At 40.4% G+C, this 20865-nt stretch carries 12 protein-coding genes and 1 pseudogene; all 13 read left to right on the top strand.

Annotated elements, in window-relative coordinates:
- The first annotated feature begins 6 nt into the window (after positions 1-6).
- The 13 genes and pseudogenes from ACT8YW_RS00345 to ACT8YW_RS00405 all read left to right on the top strand — a co-directional run bounded on the left by ACT8YW_RS00345 (position 7) and on the right by ACT8YW_RS00405 (position 20720).
- Positions 7-1152, top strand: coding sequence for an OprO/OprP family phosphate-selective porin (locus ACT8YW_RS00345; RefSeq protein ID WP_444103619.1), 1146 nt, complete (start codon positions 7-9; stop codon positions 1150-1152).
- 336 nt (positions 1153-1488) lie between these two features.
- Positions 1489-2901 (top strand): glycosyl hydrolase family 28 protein, encoded by a 1413-nt coding sequence (locus ACT8YW_RS00350; RefSeq protein ID WP_444103620.1) that lies wholly within the window; start codon positions 1489-1491, stop codon positions 2899-2901.
- 447 nt (positions 2902-3348) lie between these two features.
- A pseudogene (locus ACT8YW_RS00355) lies at positions 3349-3870 on the top strand (alginate lyase family protein); the annotation flags it as partial.
- Between the two features lie 88 nt (positions 3871-3958).
- The gene (locus ACT8YW_RS00360) at positions 3959-4096 is read left to right on the top strand and encodes a hypothetical protein (protein WP_444103621.1); all 138 of its coding nucleotides are present in this window, start codon (positions 3959-3961) and stop codon (positions 4094-4096) included.
- 59 nt (positions 4097-4155) lie between these two features.
- Positions 4156-8238 carry an ATP-binding protein gene (locus ACT8YW_RS00365; protein WP_444103622.1) on the top strand — a complete coding sequence of 1361 codons (4083 nt, stop codon included), beginning with the start codon at positions 4156-4158 and terminating at the stop codon, positions 8236-8238.
- A gap of 114 nt (positions 8239-8352) precedes the next feature.
- The gene (locus tag ACT8YW_RS00370; RefSeq protein ID WP_004305864.1) at positions 8353-8727 is read left to right on the top strand and encodes a hypothetical protein; all 375 of its coding nucleotides are present in this window, start codon (positions 8353-8355) and stop codon (positions 8725-8727) included.
- Positions 8728-8964: 237 nt separating this feature from the next.
- Complete coding sequence (locus tag ACT8YW_RS00375) at positions 8965-9495, top strand: sigma-70 family RNA polymerase sigma factor (RefSeq protein ID WP_008774962.1); 531 nt, start codon at positions 8965-8967, stop codon at positions 9493-9495.
- A gap of 49 nt (positions 9496-9544) precedes the next feature.
- Positions 9545-12793, top strand: coding sequence for a SusC/RagA family TonB-linked outer membrane protein (locus ACT8YW_RS00380; RefSeq protein WP_444103623.1), 3249 nt, complete (start codon positions 9545-9547; stop codon positions 12791-12793).
- A 33-nt stretch (positions 12794-12826) separates the two neighbouring features.
- Positions 12827-14623 carry a RagB/SusD family nutrient uptake outer membrane protein gene (locus ACT8YW_RS00385; RefSeq protein ID WP_444103624.1) on the top strand — a complete coding sequence of 599 codons (1797 nt, stop codon included), beginning with the start codon at positions 12827-12829 and terminating at the stop codon, positions 14621-14623.
- Positions 14624-14659: 36 nt separating this feature from the next.
- Positions 14660-15853: a DUF5013 domain-containing protein gene (locus tag ACT8YW_RS00390; RefSeq protein ID WP_444103625.1), complete on the top strand. Its 1194-nt coding sequence runs from the start codon at positions 14660-14662 to the stop codon at positions 15851-15853.
- A gap of 49 nt (positions 15854-15902) precedes the next feature.
- A complete protein-coding gene (locus ACT8YW_RS00395) occupies positions 15903-17942 on the top strand; it encodes an IPT/TIG domain-containing protein (RefSeq protein ID WP_444103626.1) in 2040 nt (679 codons plus the stop codon).
- A gap of 58 nt (positions 17943-18000) precedes the next feature.
- Positions 18001-19299, top strand: coding sequence for an alginate lyase family protein (locus ACT8YW_RS00400; RefSeq protein ID WP_444103627.1), 1299 nt, complete (start codon positions 18001-18003; stop codon positions 19297-19299).
- 14 nt (positions 19300-19313) lie between these two features.
- Entirely contained in the window at positions 19314-20720 is a 1407-nt protein-coding gene (locus ACT8YW_RS00405; RefSeq protein ID WP_444103628.1) for a glycosyl hydrolase family 28 protein, read from the top strand.
- Positions 20721-20865: the final 145 nt, after the last annotated feature.

Below are 20865 nucleotides of genomic sequence, written 5' to 3' on the forward strand. Positions count from 1 at the left end.
TGGACGATGAAAATAATAGGACTATATTTGAAATTCTCCTTCCTTCTATCTCTAATACTAACGACTTCCCGGATAACGGCACAGAATCTGCCCGATGGCATACAATATAAAATCACCGGGCGTCTATTAATGGATGGAGGAGTGTATCTGAAGAATCCGAATAACTTTGGCAACGGCACGGAATTTAATGACCTTCGCATCGGTGTAAAAGCTACCTATCAGAACTGGGGAATGAAACTGGAAATGGGATATGCCGGAAACAAAGTAGCCATCAAAGATGCTTTTGCCACCTATTCCTATAAGAATAGTTCCATTCAGATAGGACAATTCTATGAGCCATTCAGTCTCGATATGCTTTGTAGTACATTTGATCTTCGCTTCAACCAATCTCCGGGAGCTGTGCTGGCATTGACAAATAGCCGACGTATGGGAGTAGCCTATTCCTATTGTACCAAACATTACTATCTGTGTGGCGGATTCTTTACCGATAATGATTTGAGCAACCTGAAAAACGCATCACAAGGATATGCCATTGACGGACGTTTGGTTTACCGTCCACTTTATGAGCAAGCGAAACTGATACATATAGGATTAGCAGCTATCCATCGTACACCGGACGGCACGCTTCCCGAAGATGAGAACAGGAATACGTTTACTTATAAATCTCCGGGCGTGAGCACGATTGATAATCGTACATTAATACAAGCAGATGTAGATCATGCAGCATCCCAATTTAAAATAGGAACCGAACTGCTAATTTACTATCATAAATTCTTTCTTCAGGGTGAATACATCCGCGCCCATGTAAAACGGGAAAAGGGTTTTGAGAACTATACGGCACAAGGAGCTTATCTGCAATGTTCCTGGCTATTGTTGGGACAGAATTATCTGTATGACGAAGAAGTAGCCTGTCCCGGAAGACCGGAAGGAAAAGCACTCGAACTATGTGCCCGTTTCAATTATCTCTCTCTGAATGATGCCGGAATAAAAGGCGGAACACAGAAAGACCTCTCCTTCGGATTGAATTACTATATCAATAAACACATTGCTGTCAAATTGAATTATAGCTACTTCATCCCCGGCTCGCATATCAAAGAGATCGAAAGCACAAACTTTAGTGTAGTACAGGGACGTTTTCAATTCATATTCTAGTACTTGGCAGTTCCGTTCGAATAAAGCTATAATAAAGAATAGGAAGGTGTATTGTATACTAGTTTTACTAAATGTTTCAAAGACATATCGAGAGCACTGCCGACTCAATATGCAGAACCGTATGTAAAAAGTAAAAAATAAGAAGACAGAAAAAACTGGAATGTTCTAGGTAAATCTCCTTTATTGTTCGTAATAGACAATAAAGGAGATTTTTTGCATTGGTTATTTTTTCTATAGTTTCTGTTACCAGTTTGCCAACCTGGGTGGAATAGAAAGTATAGTTTTAGAAAGAACTTCAATAAACAGAATAATTAAAATATAACATAGTTTAGTGATATGAATATAGTAGGAGTTTTATCAGGTAAAAGAAAATGTTTGTTAGCAATAGCTATTGCATTTTCGACATTCGGGAATGCCCAATTAGTAACCTATCCGGAAGGATTGAACACTGGTATGCCACATAATGATGATTATACAGTCAAAGTACGTGAAGCAGGCGGTGAATGGAAAGATGTATTCGAATATGAAGTCCAAGTAGATATGGATCGGGTACAATCTGCTTCAATGGTACAGTTTGATATAGGCAGTCCCGTAGAAGTGATGGTGAAAAAGAACAATGGCACCATTCAGGATGTGAAAATCCGTCCGTTAGCAATAGGTATACAACATACGGTAAACCACAATGCTATCTTTTTTACACTCACTAGACCTCAATACCTGTCGATTGAGTTTAACGGTGATCGTTTGCATAATCTTCATTTATTTGCTAATCCTCTGGAAACAGAAACTTATACTGAAAGCAGTGACAAAGTAATGTATTTCGGACCGGGTGTCCATCGTCCGAAAGATTTGCCGAATACACAGATACAGATTCCTTCCAATACTACTGTTTATTTAGCTCCCGGAGCTGTTGTAAAAGCTAAATTAGTGATTGACAAAGCTGAAAATGTACGCATTGTCGGGCGTGGTATTCTCGACCATCCGATCCGTGGAATAGAAGTTACCCATTCTAAAAATATATGGATTGACGGTATTACAGTTATAAATCCAGATCACTATACAGTATTTGGTGGTGAGTCTACAGGGTTGACCATCAATAATTTAAAGTCTTTTAGTTGTAAAGGATGGAGTGATGGCATAGATCTGATGTGTTGCAGTGACGTATTAATAGACAATGTTTTTATGCGGAACAGTGATGATTGTATTGCCATCTATGCCCATCGCTGGAACTATTACGGAGGAAGTCGTAACGTGACTTTACAGAATTCAATCCTTTGGGCGGATATTGCTCATCCGATCAACATTGGAGGACACGGTAACCCGGACGATAAGGTTGGAGAGATTCTTGAGAATATAACTGTCCGTAATGTCGATATTCTGGAACATGATGAAGATGATCTTCTTTATCAGGGCTGTATGGCAGTGGATTGCGGTGATAAAAACTTGGTACGCAAAGTATTATTTGAGGATATCCGTGTAGAGAATATTCAGGAGGGAAGATTGTTTCATATTAATGTTCGTTTCAATTCAAAGTATGATAAGCAACCCGGCCGGGGAATTGAAGATATTATTTTTCGGAATATCATTTATAATGGAGTAGGGGAGAATCCATCTCTATTGAAAGGGTTTGATAAAGAACGTTCCGTCAAGAATATCATCTTCGATAATGTGATTATCAACGGCATGAAGATGAAAAATATAGATGATTTTATCACGAATGAATACATAAAGAATATCACAGTCAAATAGCATAATCTGGTATATGAAGTATGAATGGAAAAATCTCTTTGTATTAGGTGCAAACTTCTTTTCTTCTAATATCAAACTTTCTTTAGGTTAAACATAAACTATAAATGCAAGTTTCATTTATATAATTAGAACTTGCAATTATATAAATGAAACTTTCATTTTTATAATCAAAGCTTGCAATTATAGATTTCTATTAGATAAGAGTAACTTTAGTATTAGAAGGAAAGAACTTTGCAATAGGAAGATAATAACTTATCTATTAATAGATGAGAGCAAAGCTGCACTGGAATCAGAATTAAGGAGTCTGGAAGAGAACCATGAGTATAAATACAAGAGTTTTATTCCCGGGTTTATGCTAATCAAAGTAAATGTTTCATTCACTTTGAACTCCTTTCTATTACTAAATACTATCTTTGCTTATCACTTGTATAAAAAACGAATCGCACTATGATTAACAAAATTATATGGATTATTGGGATTGTATGGATTGGGAATATTCAAAATGGAGTGCGAGCGCAACGACGTAACTTTATCCATCCCGGAATCACCTATACCCAAGGTGATTTAGACCGGATGAAAGCTATGGTCAAGGCGAAACACGAGCCTTATTATTCTACTTTCCTGAAATTAAAGGAATCTCCCTATTCTTCACTCAATACGCAAGTTATCAATCGGGGAAAACAAATCAGAGAAGGACGTTTTAATGCTACTATCGGAGTAGATGGCAGGCGGGCACATGACTTAGCTTTGCTTTGGCATCTGACGGGCGATGAGGCTTATGCCCGTAAAGCGGTCGAATATCTGAATGCTAATTCTTATTATACCAATACAAGTAGTCGTGGAACAGGACCATTAGATAACGGAAAGATTTACCTTTTAATTGATGCCGCCGAATTAATGCGTGATTATTCCGGTTGGAAAGTAGAAGACCAGCAACGTTTTAAAAATATGTTGGTCTATCCCGGATATAGGGAGATTATACCGTTTATCTTGTTTATCAATCAAAAGGAAATTCTTATTGTCCGTAGCTTCTGATTCAGAAGTAAAGACAGAACCCATGCAATTACCCAGCTCCGTACAATGGACGGAAAGAGAAATAGGAAAACTCACTCTTCCCGCAGGAGCTTGTGTACTTCGTTTACAGATAGAGCAAGCCGGAGATAAACTCGAAATTCAGAAAATAATAGTAAAGTAGGATAAGGGGATTTGATTCTTCGTTCGTACTTAATAATAGTACTACAAAAAAAGATGGCCATGAAAATTAGAATATGTTTGTTAATCATACTAATGGGATTATTGTATCCGGGTTATATTAGCTCGCAAGAATCCCCTTATGTATTCCGCCAGATTGGAGTTGTCGAAGGATTACCGGATAACTATGTAAAAAGCGTTTTTCCCATTCCCGACGGCCGTATCGGTGTGCGAAGTACTGTGTTATTAAGCCTGTATGATGGTGCGAACTATTCAAATTTTCCTTTCAATATTCATGGCGAATATTCGATAGCATATAATCATATTATTCCCGAACAATATATTGATGCCGACAAACGTTTGTGGATGAAAGAACGCAAGAGCCTACGCGTCTTCGATTTGACTACCGAACAGTACATCTATAATGTAGATTCTTTATTTCAACAATTCGGCTTAAAGGATAAAGTGGCGGACCTGATTATTGATTCAGAGAAACATTGTTGGTTTCTGACGCCGGGTTCCTCTGTCTATATGTACGATGCAGAGACAAAGTCAATCGAACAGGTTTGTAGGAATGATGAGTTTATGGAATACTATGGAGGATTACTCGGAGTAGAAAGTCATGGAAAATACAGTTGGATGGTTCATCAGAAAGGGGCTATCCGTTGCTACGATTTAGAAAAGAAACGTTTCGTGCATCAACTTGATTTCCTGAAAGACCAACTGAAACCGGATGACCGTGTGGTTTTGAAGATACTCGATAATGGTGACTTTTGGCTGATGTGGGATCGTGGAGTAGGCTATTATGATGTCTATAATAAAAAATGGAATCAAATTTCGGGTATCCAACTCGGGCATTATTCATGGTTTACTTCTATGGACGTGGATAAAGGTGGAAATGCATGGGTAGGAACCGTTATTGATGGATTCTATGTCATTGATATGCACAATTTCTCTGTAACCCGGACACTGGATATTCCTTTATTATCAGGTAATACAGTACGAAACGGTATTCAAAGCATCTATTGCGACCGGGAAAATAATTCCGTTTGGATAGGACTTTATAATCAGGGAATGTGTTACTATCATCCCAGCATGAATAAAATAGTGCTGTACAATAAGAAGATGATAAATGGCGACTGGAAAGGAGAGGAAATCCGTTGTATGCTTGAAACATCTAAAGGAGAAATTCTGATGGGTACTACGCAGGGTGTCTATCGCTATGAACCGGAGACTAAAAGCATGAACAGATTCTATCATGAATTCAGTCAGAAGAATTGCCGTGTACTTTTTGAAGACAGCAAGAAACGGATTTGGGTAGGGACATATCACGACGGACTATACTGTATCGAGCATGGGAAGGTACGATCGTATGATTATCCCGATACGGATTATCAAAATGAATTGGATTATAGTAATATACGCTTCATGGTTGAAGACCCTTCGGGAAGGTTGTGGATTAGTATATATGGCGGTGGTGGCGTAGGGATGTTTAATCCGGAGACCGGACAAATAAGTTTGCTGTCCGAACAGTTCCCGGAATTGAAGAAATATAAAGTTGCCAATGCATTGGCTATAGATAATCAATCGCGGTTGGTCGTAGGCAGTGATAACGGACTCTACATTTACGATCCTGCAACGAATAAAATATGGATACCGGAGGAAGACGGGCAGGCTAATTCTATTTTCAATCAGGGAAGTATCAAGTATAATCAGATACTCAAAGACCATGAGGGAACTTTATGGTTTGCTACACAATATGGCTTGAGCGTTTTGACTTACAATGGGCAAAGCTACACATTAGGGAAAGAAGAAGGTCTGTCTAAAGCTATCCTGAACGTAGTGGAAGATAAGAACCATGATATATGGATTTCGACAGTCACTTCTATTTATAAGATAAAAGTAGACAGAAGAGCAGATAAATACAGTTTTCATGTAATCAGCTGTCTGTCGGAAGATGAAATCCGTCAGGATGATTTATATAGTTTCCCTTCGTTAATGACCAGGGACAATCAGCTTTTCCTGGGGCTGATGAACGGCTTTATCGCTTTCTCACCAGAAAACATGATAGATAATCAGTGCCTCAATCGTCCTCTGTTTACCTCATTCCGCTTGTTTAATGTTCCGGTTGTTTCGGGCGAAATATATAACGGACGTGTCTTATTTGACAAAGCATTAAGTTATTCGGACGAAGTACAATTAAAATATGATGAGAACTATATCACACTTGAGTTTTCTGGTCTGAACTTCCCTAATCCTTCTCAAACCTCTTTCCGTTACCAACTGGAAGGATTTGACAAAGAATGGACGGAAACCCTTTTTGAGAATGGACAAGGACGTGTGGTCTATAATAATCTCCCTTCGGGCGAATACATCTTCCGTGTGTCCGCTGCCGGAAACGACCGGATATGGGGACCGGAGTCTGCATTCAAAATTGTAATTCATCCCCCGTTCTGGGATACACTGGCCGCTCGTATTTTCTATGCAATTTTAGTTATTCTCTTAATTTTCGGGTTGATCTACGTAATAAACCGCCGCAACCGGCAGAAGATGATTCGTATGCAAGAAGAGGAAGCGTTGAAGCAGAAAGAAGAACTGGATCAGATGAAATTCCGTTTCTTCACAAATATAAGCCATGAACTCCGTACTCCGCTGACGCTGATTATCACACCATTGGATATGATGATACGTCGATTGACAGACGATGCGATGAAAAAACAACTGAATACCATCTATAAGAATGCTCAAAACCTATTGTCATTGGTGAATCAGCTACTCGATTTCCGCAAACTGGAAATGAAAGGAGAGAGGTTGCATCTGATGAACGGCGATATGGAGGAGTTTATTGTTTCGGCCTATAACAACTTCATGCCAATGGCAGTAGAGAAGCACCTTAACTTTGTGAACCAATCGGAACATAGAGCGCTTTATATGTTCTTCGACCGGGATAAGGTATATAAGATTGTGAATAATCTCTTGTCCAACGCCTTCAAATATACACCGCAGGGAGGCACAGTGAACTTACAGCTCGCGACAGAAGAGATAGAAGAAAGAAACTACGTGAGAATATCCGTATCTGATACTGGAATCGGAATATCCGAATCAGACCTTCCTTATATCTTTGACCGTTTCTATCAGGTAGGAAATGAAGGGGACGAAAAAATAGGCAGTGGCATCGGACTTCATTTGGTAAGGGAATATGTAAATATACATGGTGGCCGTATTAAAGTGGACAGTCAGATAGATCGTGGATCAGTATTCACCGTTTGGTTGCCGATGGACCTGAAACCGGAACCGGACGAACTGCCGGAAGAAATCATCGGAACGGAAGCATCAGATGTTAAAGAGAAAGAAACCACTACATCTACAGTCGATGATAACCTGAAGAAACTGTTGTTAGTGGAGGACAATCAGGAATTCCGTACTTTCCTGAAAGAACAGTTAGAAGATTTTTATCAAATCATTGAAGCGGCAGACGGCGAGGAAGGAGAGCGAAAAGCGATAGAGGAAAATCCGAACCTGATTATCAGCGATATTATGATGCCGAAAGTAGACGGTATCGAACTTTGCCGTCGGATCAAGACGAACGTGCAGACTTCCCATATACCTGTGATATTATTGACAGCCCGTACTGCCGATGATATCAAGATTAACAGCTATGAAGTAGGAGCAGACTCTTATATGTCGAAACCTTTCAACTTTGATATGCTGATGGTACGCATTGAAAAGCTGATAGAGCAGCAGGAAAAGAGAAAACAAGAATTCCGTAAGAACATAGAAGTAAATCCGAGTGCTATCACCATCACTTCAGTAGACGAACAGCTCATACAGAAGTGTCTGGAATACATAGAGAAGAACATGGATAATCCGGAATATGGCGTAGAAGAGTTGAGCGGTGATCTGGGGATGGTGCGTATGAGCCTTTACCGCAAGCTGCAATCCATCACCGGACACACACCGACAGACTTTATTCGCAGCATCCGTTTGAAACGGGCGGCACAATTATTACAAGGAAGTCAGTTGCCGATTGTTGAAATAGCGAACCGGGTAGGATTCAGTTCACCCAGCTATTTCTCGAAGTGTTTTAGAGAAATGTTCGGTATGCTTCCCAAGCAATATGCCGAGGAATCGGGAAGAAAAGAATGACATTGTGTTTGTGTTTGTAGTTTAATTATTACATTTGCGCTGAATAAGTGAGATCATTGTAAGATCTTGTTCACATTGGAGCAGAAAAAGTTTTATTTTATAATATATGTTGATATGAAAGTATTAGTTTTAATTTCATTGGTAGGAGGTTTGATGTTATCTTCTTGCGGAGGTAGCAGTTCAAAAAATAATGCAAATGTTAAGGAGGTAAATCCTGCAGATACCATCTATTTGGGAGACTTACGTGAAAAATTTGCAAATGATAGTGTTTTCTTTAAAATAGTGGCACCGGATTTGATGTTGATGGATTATCAGTATCTTTGGGCAGTAACAGAATCGGAAGCAGTAGAGAAAGGACTGACAAAAGAATACTATAAACGTGTGAAGAAAGAAATCACCGATACGAATGAAGCGATCAAAAGAGGTGTGATGAAAGGTGCGAACGTAAAACGTATACCGGATTTCCAGGCATCACAGGAAAATAAATAATGAATCCTTCCGGATGAAAGCTTTCATCCATGCAAATATAAGAACAGGGGAGTCGTCAAATGTAACGACATCCCCTTTTTTATTGGTGTGACGGTTAGATTTATCCCGATGAAATGGGAAGTTTTTGCAAAAATACACGCTTGTTACGATAGTTTTGTTATCTGTTACTTTTGTGATATTTGAATTTGAAACTTGTTCCTACTTTTGTATCATCGTTAAACGGATAAATTTAATGCCATGAATAAACAGCAAGCTACATTTGACGACTTCTTCTCTGAATGCTATCTTAAATATAAGGAGTATATCAAGAACTATATCGCTATCCGCATTTGCCATCCGCATGAAGCGGAAGATTTGGCACAGGATGTCTTTGTCCGCTTATGGGAACACAGGGCATTCGTGAACAAAGATACAGTCTGGTCTTTGCTTTTTACCATCGCTCGCAATATAGTAACCGATAAAATCCGTCGTTATTATAAACAGGAAGATTTCGTCGCTTATGTATATAATAGGATGGAAGACACCAGTCGGAATACCACAGAAGATACCATTCATTTTCGTGAACTAAAGAAGATGCATGACCAGGTTATGGAAACTCTTCCTGTTAAACGCCGTCAGATTTATGAACTTAGTTTCAATCATGAACTCTCTTGTCCTGCCATTGCAGGAAAGCTGTCCTTATCTCCCCGTACAGTAGAATGTCAATTATTACTGGCTCGTAAAACGGTTCGTACTTATTTGAAAAATGAATTCTCCAAAGTCGGTTAAATACCAGATTCGGAAAAACACATATTAACTTTAACAATTTAATAGTATTATGGAAATTAAATCCAAATTCTTATGTTCAAAAGGAGTCGCATTGGCTTTCGCCATGCTGCTGGGTGGTTCGCCCGGTGTATTGCTCTATGCAAATGATTCTGTAGAAGAGAGTTTGATGGTAGTCCAGACGGGCCGCACCATCAAAGGACTTGTGACAGATGCGAATGGTGAACCACTGATTGGTTGTAATGTAGTGGTCGTAGGAAGCAATGCAGGAGTAATTACCGATATTGACGGTCGGTTTACGCTGAATATTCCTGCTGATGCCAAACAGATAAAAGTTAGCTATATCGGATATGTAGATCAGATTATTAACCTTCATGACCGCTCTGATTTTAAAGTGGTATTAAAGGAAGATAATAATGCACTGGACGAGGTTGTTGTAGTGGGTTATGGCACGCAGAAAAAAGCGACGTTGACAGGGGCGGTAGAACAAATTGGTAGCCAGGTATTGGAAAGTCGTGCCATTACCAATGTCGGTGCTGCTCTGCAAGGAGCCACTCCGGGTTTGGTAGTCACTCGTTCTTCCTCACGTCCGGGTAATGAAGGTTTAAATTTCCAGATTCGTGGTCTGACATCTGTCAATGGAGGTAGTCCGTTGATTATTGTAGATGGGGTACCTGTATTGAATTCAGAGTCATTCCAAAATCTAAACTCAGATGATATTGAGAATATTAGTGTTTTGAAAGACGGTTCAGCTTCCATTTATGGGGCGAAAGCAGCTAATGGCGTTATCTTGGTAACTACCAAAAAAGGTAAAGGCAAGACAACGGTTGATTATGGCTTCAATATGCGTTTCACTACCAATGGTATTATGGCTTTCTCTCCCAGTATGCAGGAATATGCTTCCATGTGGCTGGAAGCCAATAAAGAAATGCCGGAACATGACTGGTGGGGCTGGGGAGAAGAAAACCTGAAGAAGATGGCTCAAGGCATTGAAGGTATTTATGAGTCGACTGTAGCCGATTGGGGTACGATGTTCGTTGGTAATGCCAATCGCCTGGATGAATTGTTTGCCCGCCGTTATTCTTACCAGCATAACTTGAGTGTAGCAGGTTCTACGGATAAATCTGATTACCGCATCTCATTAGCTTATGCTGATAACCAGGCCAATCTGGCCACTGCTTATGACGGGCAGAAACAGTTGAACTTGCGCTTGAACTACGGAATCAAATTGACTGATTGGTTCAAACTGGAGACTTCAGCCAGTATGATTAAAACAAATACCGAAACACCCACACATGGTATCGACCGTACACTTTACGGAAACGATGCTCCGTTTTTCCCGGCAAAAAATCCCTATGGACAATGGTACGCTAACTTCGGTAATGTAGGTGATCGCAATGCGGCAGCAGCTACAACGGATGGTGGACGTGACGAGAGAGAGAAGTTGACTACTCGTGTCGATTTTAAAGCATTGGTGGATATTTGGAGGGGAATCACTTTCGAGGGTACTGCTTCATTTCAAAATGAGGAATATCGCAGAGAACGCTATTCGCTTCCGGTACAGTGTTACAATTGGTTCGGCGAGCAGACGGCGAAGTTAGTATATGAAACAACACAAACCCTTAGTACTCCGCAAGATGTGATGAATTTTAAAGACTCTCATCAGCCGGGATATTTGGTACAGGCAAATAATGCCCGGTATCAGTACTATTCAGGGTTATTGAAATATAAGCGTACATTTGCCGAAGTACATAATATAGATGCGATGTTCGGCATCAATGCCGAGAAATGGGTGACTAAGAAAGTTGTTACTGCCCGTGAAAAGTTTGAGGATGTCGGAATTTACGATTTGAATTTGGCTACGGGTACACAGGGTAACGGTGGAGGAAAGACTCATAATGGTACCTATTCATATATTGCCCGTTTGAATTATAACTATGCGGAAAAATATATGGTTGAATTGATGGGACGTCGTGACGGAAACTCCAAGTTTGCTCCCGGTTATCGTTTCAAAAGCTTTGGTTCCGTTTCTTTGGGATGGGCATTCTCGGAAGAACAATTTGTAGAATTTTTAAAACCTGTTCTTTCTTTTGGTAAGTTGCGTTTAAGTTACGGTAGTTCGGGTAATGATGTCGGGCTGGGTGATTACGATTATGTGTCTACTGTCTCTCTTGGAACAGCCGGTTTTGGAACTATACCTGCTAATCAGGTATCTTCAGGTTTTGGCGGTTTAATTTCTTATGACCGTACTTGGGAGAAAGTTTCACAGAAAAACTTTGGTATCGATCTTAACTTTTTCGATAATCGTTTGAAAGCTACATTCGATTATTTTATAAAAGATAATACCGGTATGTTGGTAAATGTCACCTATCCGGGTGTATTAGGAGGTAAAGCTCCTAAAACGAATAGTGGTCATTTGAATGTAAAAGGTTGGGAATTCACTATTGGATGGCGCGATCAGATTAAAGACTTTTCTTACTATGCCAACTTTAATATTGGTGATACAAAGAGTCTGTTGAAAGAGATGGAAGGAGCAGATTCTTATGGGGCTGGTTGGAATGCAGCCGTGAATGGGTATCCGTTGAATTCGTACTTTCTTTATCGCACAGATGGTTACTTTAAAGATCAGGCAGAAGTAGACCGCTATTATGCACTCTATGGAGAGGGTAAAGAAGATTTGACTGGGGTAGGAGCGGGAAGTGCAAGCCGGTTACGTCCGGGTGATACCAAACGTTTGGATTTGAATGGTGATTATAAGATTTCCGGTGCAGGGAATGAGAATAGCGATTTGCAATATCTCGGTGACTCCAATCCACATTTTGTTTTCGGTTTCACATTGGGAGGATCATGGAAAGGTATTGATGTGAACGCAATGTTCCAAGGTGTCGGCAAGCAGTATGTTATCCGTAATGACTGGATGGCTTATCCTTTTCAAACACGTACTGCCAATCAGAACCCGACATATTTGGGAAAGACATGGACAGAGAGCAATCCGAATGCTGAATTCCCTCGCTTGACTACCAATGCGAATCTCGCACGCTGGAATTATCAGAATAACGATTTTATGATGCAGAATAATCGCTATATCCGTTTGAAAACATTAATAGTCGGCTACACATTGCCGCAGATATGGACGCGCAAGGTGAAACTGGAAAAAGTGCGTGTTTACTTCTCTGGTAATGATTTATGGGAAGCTACCAGTATTCGAGACGGTTTCGACCCGGAAATGGGAGCAGCCTCCAACAACAGTGGATACCCGTTTGCACGTACTTGGTCGTTCGGTCTGAACATCACTTTATAGTAGCTATGGAAAATTAAATACAGAACAGAAGATATGAAAAAGATAACGAACTATATATTAATTTGTACCTGCGCATTGGGATTTTCTTCATGCGTGAATACGTTCCTTGATTTGGAACCCCTAGATGCCAAGACAGATGTGATTTATTTCAAGACACCGGAACATTTCCGTGAATATGCTAACGGGCTTTACGGGCAATTATTGGGATGGCAGTCTTCCTATGGAAGTATATTCGATCACATGGATGCGGCATCCGATCTTTCTACTTGTTTCAGATATTCGTATGGTGTGGGGACCGGTGTGATGGGAATTCCTAATGACGATAGTCGTTGGGGTAATTGCTATGGCAATATTCGTGCCACTAATCACATGTTTGAAAGAGCTGTTTCTTCCTATACGGGTAATTTAGCGGACATTAGAAAAGAATTAGCCGAAGGTCATTTCTTCCGTGCCTATAATTATTTTTACTTATTGAAGTTTTTTGGCGGAGTGCCTGTCGTTACGAAAGTTCTCGACGTGACTTCACCGGAGTTATATGGAAAACGTAACAGCCGTTATGAGGTTGTCAACTTGATTCTCTCCGATTTGGATGAGGCTATCGCAGGGTTGCCGTTGGAACAGAATATAACCTCTGCCGACAAAGGTAAAATCAGCAAACAGGCTGCACAGGCATTTAAGGCTCGCGTGTTACTTTATGAAGCTACCTGGCGTAAGTACAATGGTACTTCTACTGATTTTGAAGGTTCTGCCGGTCCGGCTTCCGATCAGGTAAATGCTTTTCTGGAAGAATCCGTTCAATTATCCGAAACAGTGATGGGAGATGCTGCTTATTCCCTTTGGAATTATAACAATGTTGCAGCTATGAGAAATATGAGCAATCGTTACCTGTTTAATATTGAAGAAGAAGCCAGTAATCCTGCCGGTGCCGGAAGAGCGACGAACAAGGAATTTATCATCGCTTCTGTATATAGTCAGGAAACGCGTAAAGGACAGGTAGATTTGAATCAGGTGATTTATACGGATATGCGTCCCAGCCGGAAATTGATTGATATGTTTTTATGCACTGACGGGCTTCCGGTCAGCATGTCTGATAAGTTTCAGGGATATAAGAATCCGGGGGACGAATTTCAGAATCGGGATTTCCGTTTGACTTCTTATGTAGGTTCATATGCTACGAGCCTGACAGTTGAGAACTGTGGGTATGGTGTTTCCAAGTTTGCTATTACTGATATTCAACGCCAAAGTAAAGATGAATCGGCCAATTATCCGGTACTTCGGTTGGCAGAAGTATACTTGAATTATGCTGAAGCTGTGATGGAACGCTATGGTGAAATATCAGATGACCAGTTGAATAAGTCGATAAATAAAATCCGTGCCCGTGCGGGAATTGCCAACCTAACAAATGCATTGGCAAAGCGAATTCAGGAAGGAGTGCCGGCAAATGCGACTAAGACAGTCAATCAGGTAATGTTGGATGAGATCCGCCGTGAACGTGCTTTGGAACTTTATATGGAAGGTTTCCGTTGTGACGACCTGAAACGTTGGGGCATTGCGGAAGAGAATCTGAATGAGTCTCGTTGCGGTGCGGTAGTAGGTAATGCCAGCTATCCGACGGCATTTATAGACGAAAACGGAAACGCTACCAGTGCTTTCAATCCGGCTATTTTTACGAAGGGGACGGAAGAAGTGGAAACAGGTAAAGGCAAATTACCTTGTGTAGTGCTCCTCAAATCATCCGACTGCGCATTTACTAAGGGAGATTATTTGTGGGCGATTCCAAGAAATCAAATCAACCTGAATTCAAATCTGGTACAAAATCCGGGATATTAATCATTCAATCGTTTAACGTATAATACCATAGATTATATGAAGTTTTTATTCAAATATACATTTCACTTGGCAATACTCGCTTGTGTTTCCGCACTTTTCTCCGGTTGTGAGCAAGACCCCAAGTATAGAGTTTATGATTATCCTGTGCCAGTAGTGGAGAGCATTTATCCTACGGACGGATATGTCACTACACAGGTAGTTATTACGGGAACCAATTTTGGTGACCGTGCTGAAGCAGTGAAAGTTTTCTTCGGTGAAGCCCAATCCAATAAAGTACTCGATTGCAAAAATAACCGTTTGGTAGTGGAAGTGCCGGAAACTGCAGTAACAGGCAATCTGTCTTTACAGATTTATAATAAAAAGGTGGAGAATATCGGTCATTATACAGTACTGCCTACGCCACGTGTCATTACAGTGACTTCTGATAGTGAAGACGGTGAAGGGGTAGCCGATACGGGAGACAAGGTCACTATAACAGGTGAAAACTTTGGTACGGATCCATCCGGTATTTCTGTTAGTTTCAATGGAACGCTGGCCGAATTTGAGCTGGTGGATGAGTCTACTATTGTTGCGACAACTCCTGCTGATTATCAGACAGGTAGTGTGACTGTGACTATTCACGGATATACAATGACAGGTGGTGCAATGTTCAATCCTAACTCGAAGGGTGATGTGACAGTGCTTTATCTTCAAAACTATAAGCAGCCGTTTGCCAAGGCAAATGATGAAAGTTGGAAGAACGGTGAATGGTGGACTCCGGCAGTGTGGAATCAAAATGCAGCATCGTTCAATGCAAAAGGCAATACGACTGTTTCCGGAATGCAATATAAATCAGAAGAAGGCTTAACGTTAGCATTCCAGAATGGATGGGATAAAGAAGCTTATACGAATGGGAAAATGTGGCAAGTTGCTACACTTCGTCCTGGTAAATACAGACTGGAAGTTACTTATGCATATACATTGGTAGTTACTGATGCGGGGAACTTTATTTCCGTATTGATAGCTAAAGGAGATAGTGAAAGTGATATACCAAATGTCGCTGATCTTGAGCAACTAAATGGAGTTTATGTGGCCTATGATAAAATGGGAACAGCGAATGATTCGGGTACGTTGGTAACACCTTCATTTGAAGTGACGGAGACAACGGATGTTGTCATTGGATTCCTGACTTCTCTGGCTAAAGGTAATTCATACTTTAAGGTGACAGAATTGAAATTGATTCTTGAATGATGTGGAAAAAGAAAAAAGAGTAATTCATCGTGATAATATAATTAAGATTATGAAGAAAATATATAACTATCTGTTTCCCGTTTTTCTCTCGCTTTTCGCATTAGCTGCTTGTGACGAGGATAATGAAGAAATTGTTCCAATGAGTTACACTGATCCTGTGGCGACTGTAACAAAGATAGATCCCGTAGAAGGATATGTTGGGAATGAGTTTACCGTTAGTGGCAGTGATTTTGGTATCATAACAGAAGATGTGAAAGTATTTATCGGTTCCCAGGAGGCAGTAGTAGTCTCCTGCGCCGATGATGCTATCCTTGCGAAAGTGCCGGAATCGGCAACAAACGGAAAGATAACCGTTGAGGTTTTCGGGCAACGTGTGGAGACTGATCTAGTTTATCGTGTACTTGGTAAGCCGGGTGTCAGCGTAGTGAAACCTTCTTATGGTTTTCCGGGTGCCAGTATCGTTTTCGAAGGACAAGAATTTGTTTCTTCTAAAACACTGTATACTTTGACTTTCGGGACTTCCACAGACAAGGCAGAGATTGTGGGTACACCTACTGATACCGAATTTACGGCCAAAATTCCCGAGACAGCTGTCAGTGGAGTTATGACACTTATTATGGCAGAACAAACGATTGATTTGGCTTCTTATCCTTTCACTGTGTTGAAGCATGCAACGCTTGATACTCCTAAGGAAGACGAACCGGTTCCATCAGGTTTTGCTGGCAGTAAATTTGCAATAACAGGAACCAATCTTGTGCAAGAATTGCTGGATAAGTCTGTTGAAGGGTTGGAGCCTTTGAAAGTAACTTTCTCTAAAGCTGGCGGAGAACCTGTAGAAGCTGCAATAGATACAGATAATTTGACGGATAAGAGTATTCCACTCACTGTACCTGCTTCGTTGGAAGCCGGAGATTATACAATTACTGTCATTACTCCGTTTGAAACTATCGGGACACAGTTGAAATATACGGTATTACCGATGCCTACAGTAACAGGCATTTCAACGAAAGCCGGATATATTAATGCGGAAGTAACGATCATTGGTCAGAACTTTGGTACGAAAGCTGAAAATATTCAGGTCTTTTTCGGAGAAACAGTTTGTGATAAAGTGACACTGAATGATAAAGGTAATATCGTAGTGAATGTTCCCAAAGGAGTTTCATCTGAAGCTCCGGTGAAGATTAAACTGATCATTCAGGGTAAGGAAATAGAGATGGGCGAATCAGGCACATTTGAGGTTTGGGCAACTCCGGAAATCACTTCTGTTGAAACACCGTATATTTATCCTTATGGCACATTAGTAAAAGCCGGACAGGAAATAACATTTACAGGAAAAGGTTTTGGAACGGATAAGAATTCTGTTACAGTTACATTTGAGGGAATATCCGTACCCGTTACGGTTAAAGAGATTACTACGACTTCTATTACTGTAACGGTTCCGCAAGGTTTCAATGGTGGAAAAGTAACAATGGTGTTTGAAGGTATTGCACAACCCGTAGAGAGTGATATATTGCAACCTCTGCCGGTGGATGGAGATATTTCTCAATATGTACTCATGAACTATAAACAGCCTTTTGAATATGTAAAAGAAGGTGGGGATAAAGGATTCCATAAAAAAGGAGAGTGGGCAAAAGCTGCTTATTGGATAGTTCAGAACTCTAACTTGACTGCTGGTGAAGGAGGTGCTGCTGTTGATTTGGCATTTAAAACGAAATATGGTGATGGAAGTGATGCTGGTTTGGCTTTACAAACAGATTGGGGATTTGACAATCCTAAAAATGATGGTAAGGTATATCAGACTTCTCATCTTCAAAAAGGAAAATATAAATTGACGGCACACGTTTATGAATATGACGGCAGAGGTTTTACCGGTTATGTTGCAGTTTGTAAAGGTAACGAGATGGCAAATACGAGTGATATACCAAGTAAGAGTCTGGCAAACGCTTCTATTTCGGGTACGGGTGATGTAGTAGTTGATATTTCTGTTGAAGAGCCTACCGATGTTGTCATTGGTTTTGTATGTACAATTACAGTAAAACAAGGACGGGCTAAGATAGATAATTTCAAATTAGAGTTAGTAGAGCAATAAACTATAATTGGGTGCACCATAATCAATGGTAGATGCGGTGTACCATTAAACCCAAAATATGATGAAAAAGATATATTATATAGCCGTGGTATTCGCTACCCTGTTTTTGGTAGGATGTGGTGACGGCATTGACCTTCCGGGTGTCAATGTGGAAACTGATTTGAATAAAATTCCTCTTCCTGATAATAACGTAAATTTGGAACAGGTTGAACTTAAACCGTCAACGGAACCCATGCTGCATGAAGGGTTGCATACAGAGGAAGACTTCCAGCGTATCCAGGATAAAAAAGCTGCCGGAGAAGAGCCTTGGGTTAGCGCTTATCAATTATTAGTAGAAAGTCAGTTTTCGCAGAAGACGGCAGATACTTATCCTACAGAATGGATTAAACGTGGAGTTTCCGGTGATGAAAATTATATGAATGCAGCCAGAGGGGCCACTATTGTATATCAGCAGGCGCTTCGTTGGAAGATTGAACAAGATGATGAATATGCGGCAAAAGCAGTGGAGAATCTGAATAAGTGGGTACAGACTTGTGTAGGTGTAACAGGTAATACGAATTTATCGCTTGCCGCAGGACTTTATGGTTATGAATTTGCTATTGCCGGTGAATTATTGAGGGATTATGAAGGATGGGATCGTGCGGACTTCGCAGCGTTCCAGAATTGGTTGCTTAAAGTGTTCTATCCTGCTAATGATGATTTCCTGAAACGTCATCACGATACGAATGCGTTACATTATTGGGCTAACTGGTGTCTTTGTAATATAGCGGCTAAAATGGCTATCGGCATTGTAACCGATCGTCGTGATATTTATAATGAAGGTATCGCCCATTTGCAGACAGGTGATACAAACGGACGTTTACGTCGTGCTATCTATCACGATTATGCACCGGACTATAACTTTGCTCAATGGCAGGAAAGTGGACGTGACCAAGGACACACGTTGATGTGTGTCGGATTGATGGGAGTTATTTGTCAGTTGGCATGGAGTCAGGGAGACGATTTCTTTGCTTATGATGACAATCTGTTCATGCGGGCTTGCGAATATGCTGCTTGTTGTAATTACACTAATGAGACTGTACCATATACTACTTATATATGGCAAAAACAGAGTCAATGGGGATATCCGATTCCGGAAGAGCAAACAACACTTGGTGGCGGTAAATGGATAAAACGTGCAATATGGGCGTTGCCTTACTATCATTACAAAGGGGTAAAAAACATCTCGGATGATAATCTCAAATACACTAAGATTGCTACCGAATATGTAGGAATAGAAGGAGGAGGCGGTTATTATGATGCTAACTCCGGCGGGTATGATGTACTTGGACTCGGTACATTGATGTATGCACAATAAATGAATAACTTAAAATGAATAGACTGATAAGAATAGCGCTTACATTTTTACTTGTAATGACTTCAGGAGTTATACAGGCAGAAATTGTTATCTATCCGGTGCCACAAGGCATCTACTATGCCCGTCACAATGACGATTATACAGTAAAAGTACGGCAAGTGGGTGAAAAAGATTGGGTAGACCTTTATGAATATAATGTAAAGGTGGATATGGATACCAAGTCGGATGCAACCATGGTACAGTTTGATTTTTCCGGTAAAGTGGAAGTGCTGGTGCAAAAGAATAACGGGGAACTCCGTTCAGCAGTAGTGCGTCCACTATCTAAAGGCATTCATCCGGAGATAGACGGAAATTTTCTGCTGTTCACATTGGATAAACCACAAAAACTCTCTGTAGAGTTCAACGGTGACCGTTTGAATAATCTGCATGTGTTTGCCAATCCGATCATTGAGAATGTGCCTGATAAGAATGATCCGAATGTGATGTATTTTGAGTCCGGTATACATGAACCCACAGATGTGGCAGGCAAATGCTTCCGTATTCCTTCCAACACGACTGTCTATCTGGAAGGTGGAGCGGTGCTGAAAGGTTGCCTGACTTGCGACAGTGTAGAGAATGTAAAGATTCTCGGACACGGTATGTTGCTTGAACCACAGCAGGGAATATCGGTGGCATACTCCAAGAATGTACTGATTGATGGAATTACAGTTGTCAACTCCCGTCACTATACAGTTTCCGGTGGACAATCACAGGGAATTACTATCAAGAATCTGAAATCATTCAGTTATCAGGGTTGGAGTGATGGATTGGATTTTATGTCTTGCTCGGATGTAGTGATTGATGATGTTTTTCTTCGTAATTCAGACGACTGTATAGCCATCTATACGCATCGTTGGAATTATTATGGAGATTCTCGTAATATCCGTGTACTTAATTCTACACTATGGGCGGATATTGCTCACCCTATCAATATCGGTACGCATGGAAATACGAAAACAGGAGATGAGGTTTTAGAAGATATATTGTTCAAGAATATCGATATCTTGGAACATGATGAGGACGATCGTGATTATCAAGGATGTATGGCTATCAACGTAGGTGACCATAACCTTGCGCGAAATATTACTTTTGAGGATATTCGTGTGGAACATATCCAGGAAGGACAATTGTTTCATCTACGGGTGATGTATAACCAAAAATACAATACAGGTCCCGGCAGAGGTGTCAAGAACATAACATTTCGTAATATTTCATGTACGGGGAAGTATATCAATCCTTCTTTGATAGAAGGTTACGATAAGAATCGGAAAATCGAGAATGTTTTGTTTGAAAACATTGTGTTGAACGGTAAACGGATCACTTCTTTGAAAGAACTGAATATAGACAAAAAAGATTTTGTAGAGAAGATACGAATAAAGTAGCTAACAAATAAAAGATTGTGTTGATTTTACTCTCACCTTTACTCTCACCCTTGAAAGCACGATGAATAAAGGGATATAAGAAAAAGGTGAGAGTGTGAGAGTAAGTCTAATAAAACTATTGTGTATAGCGTTTTTAATTAAATGG

Source organism: Bacteroides sp., from assembly GCF_052357945.1.
In the GTDB taxonomy this organism is placed as follows: domain Bacteria; phylum Bacteroidota; class Bacteroidia; order Bacteroidales; family Bacteroidaceae; genus Bacteroides.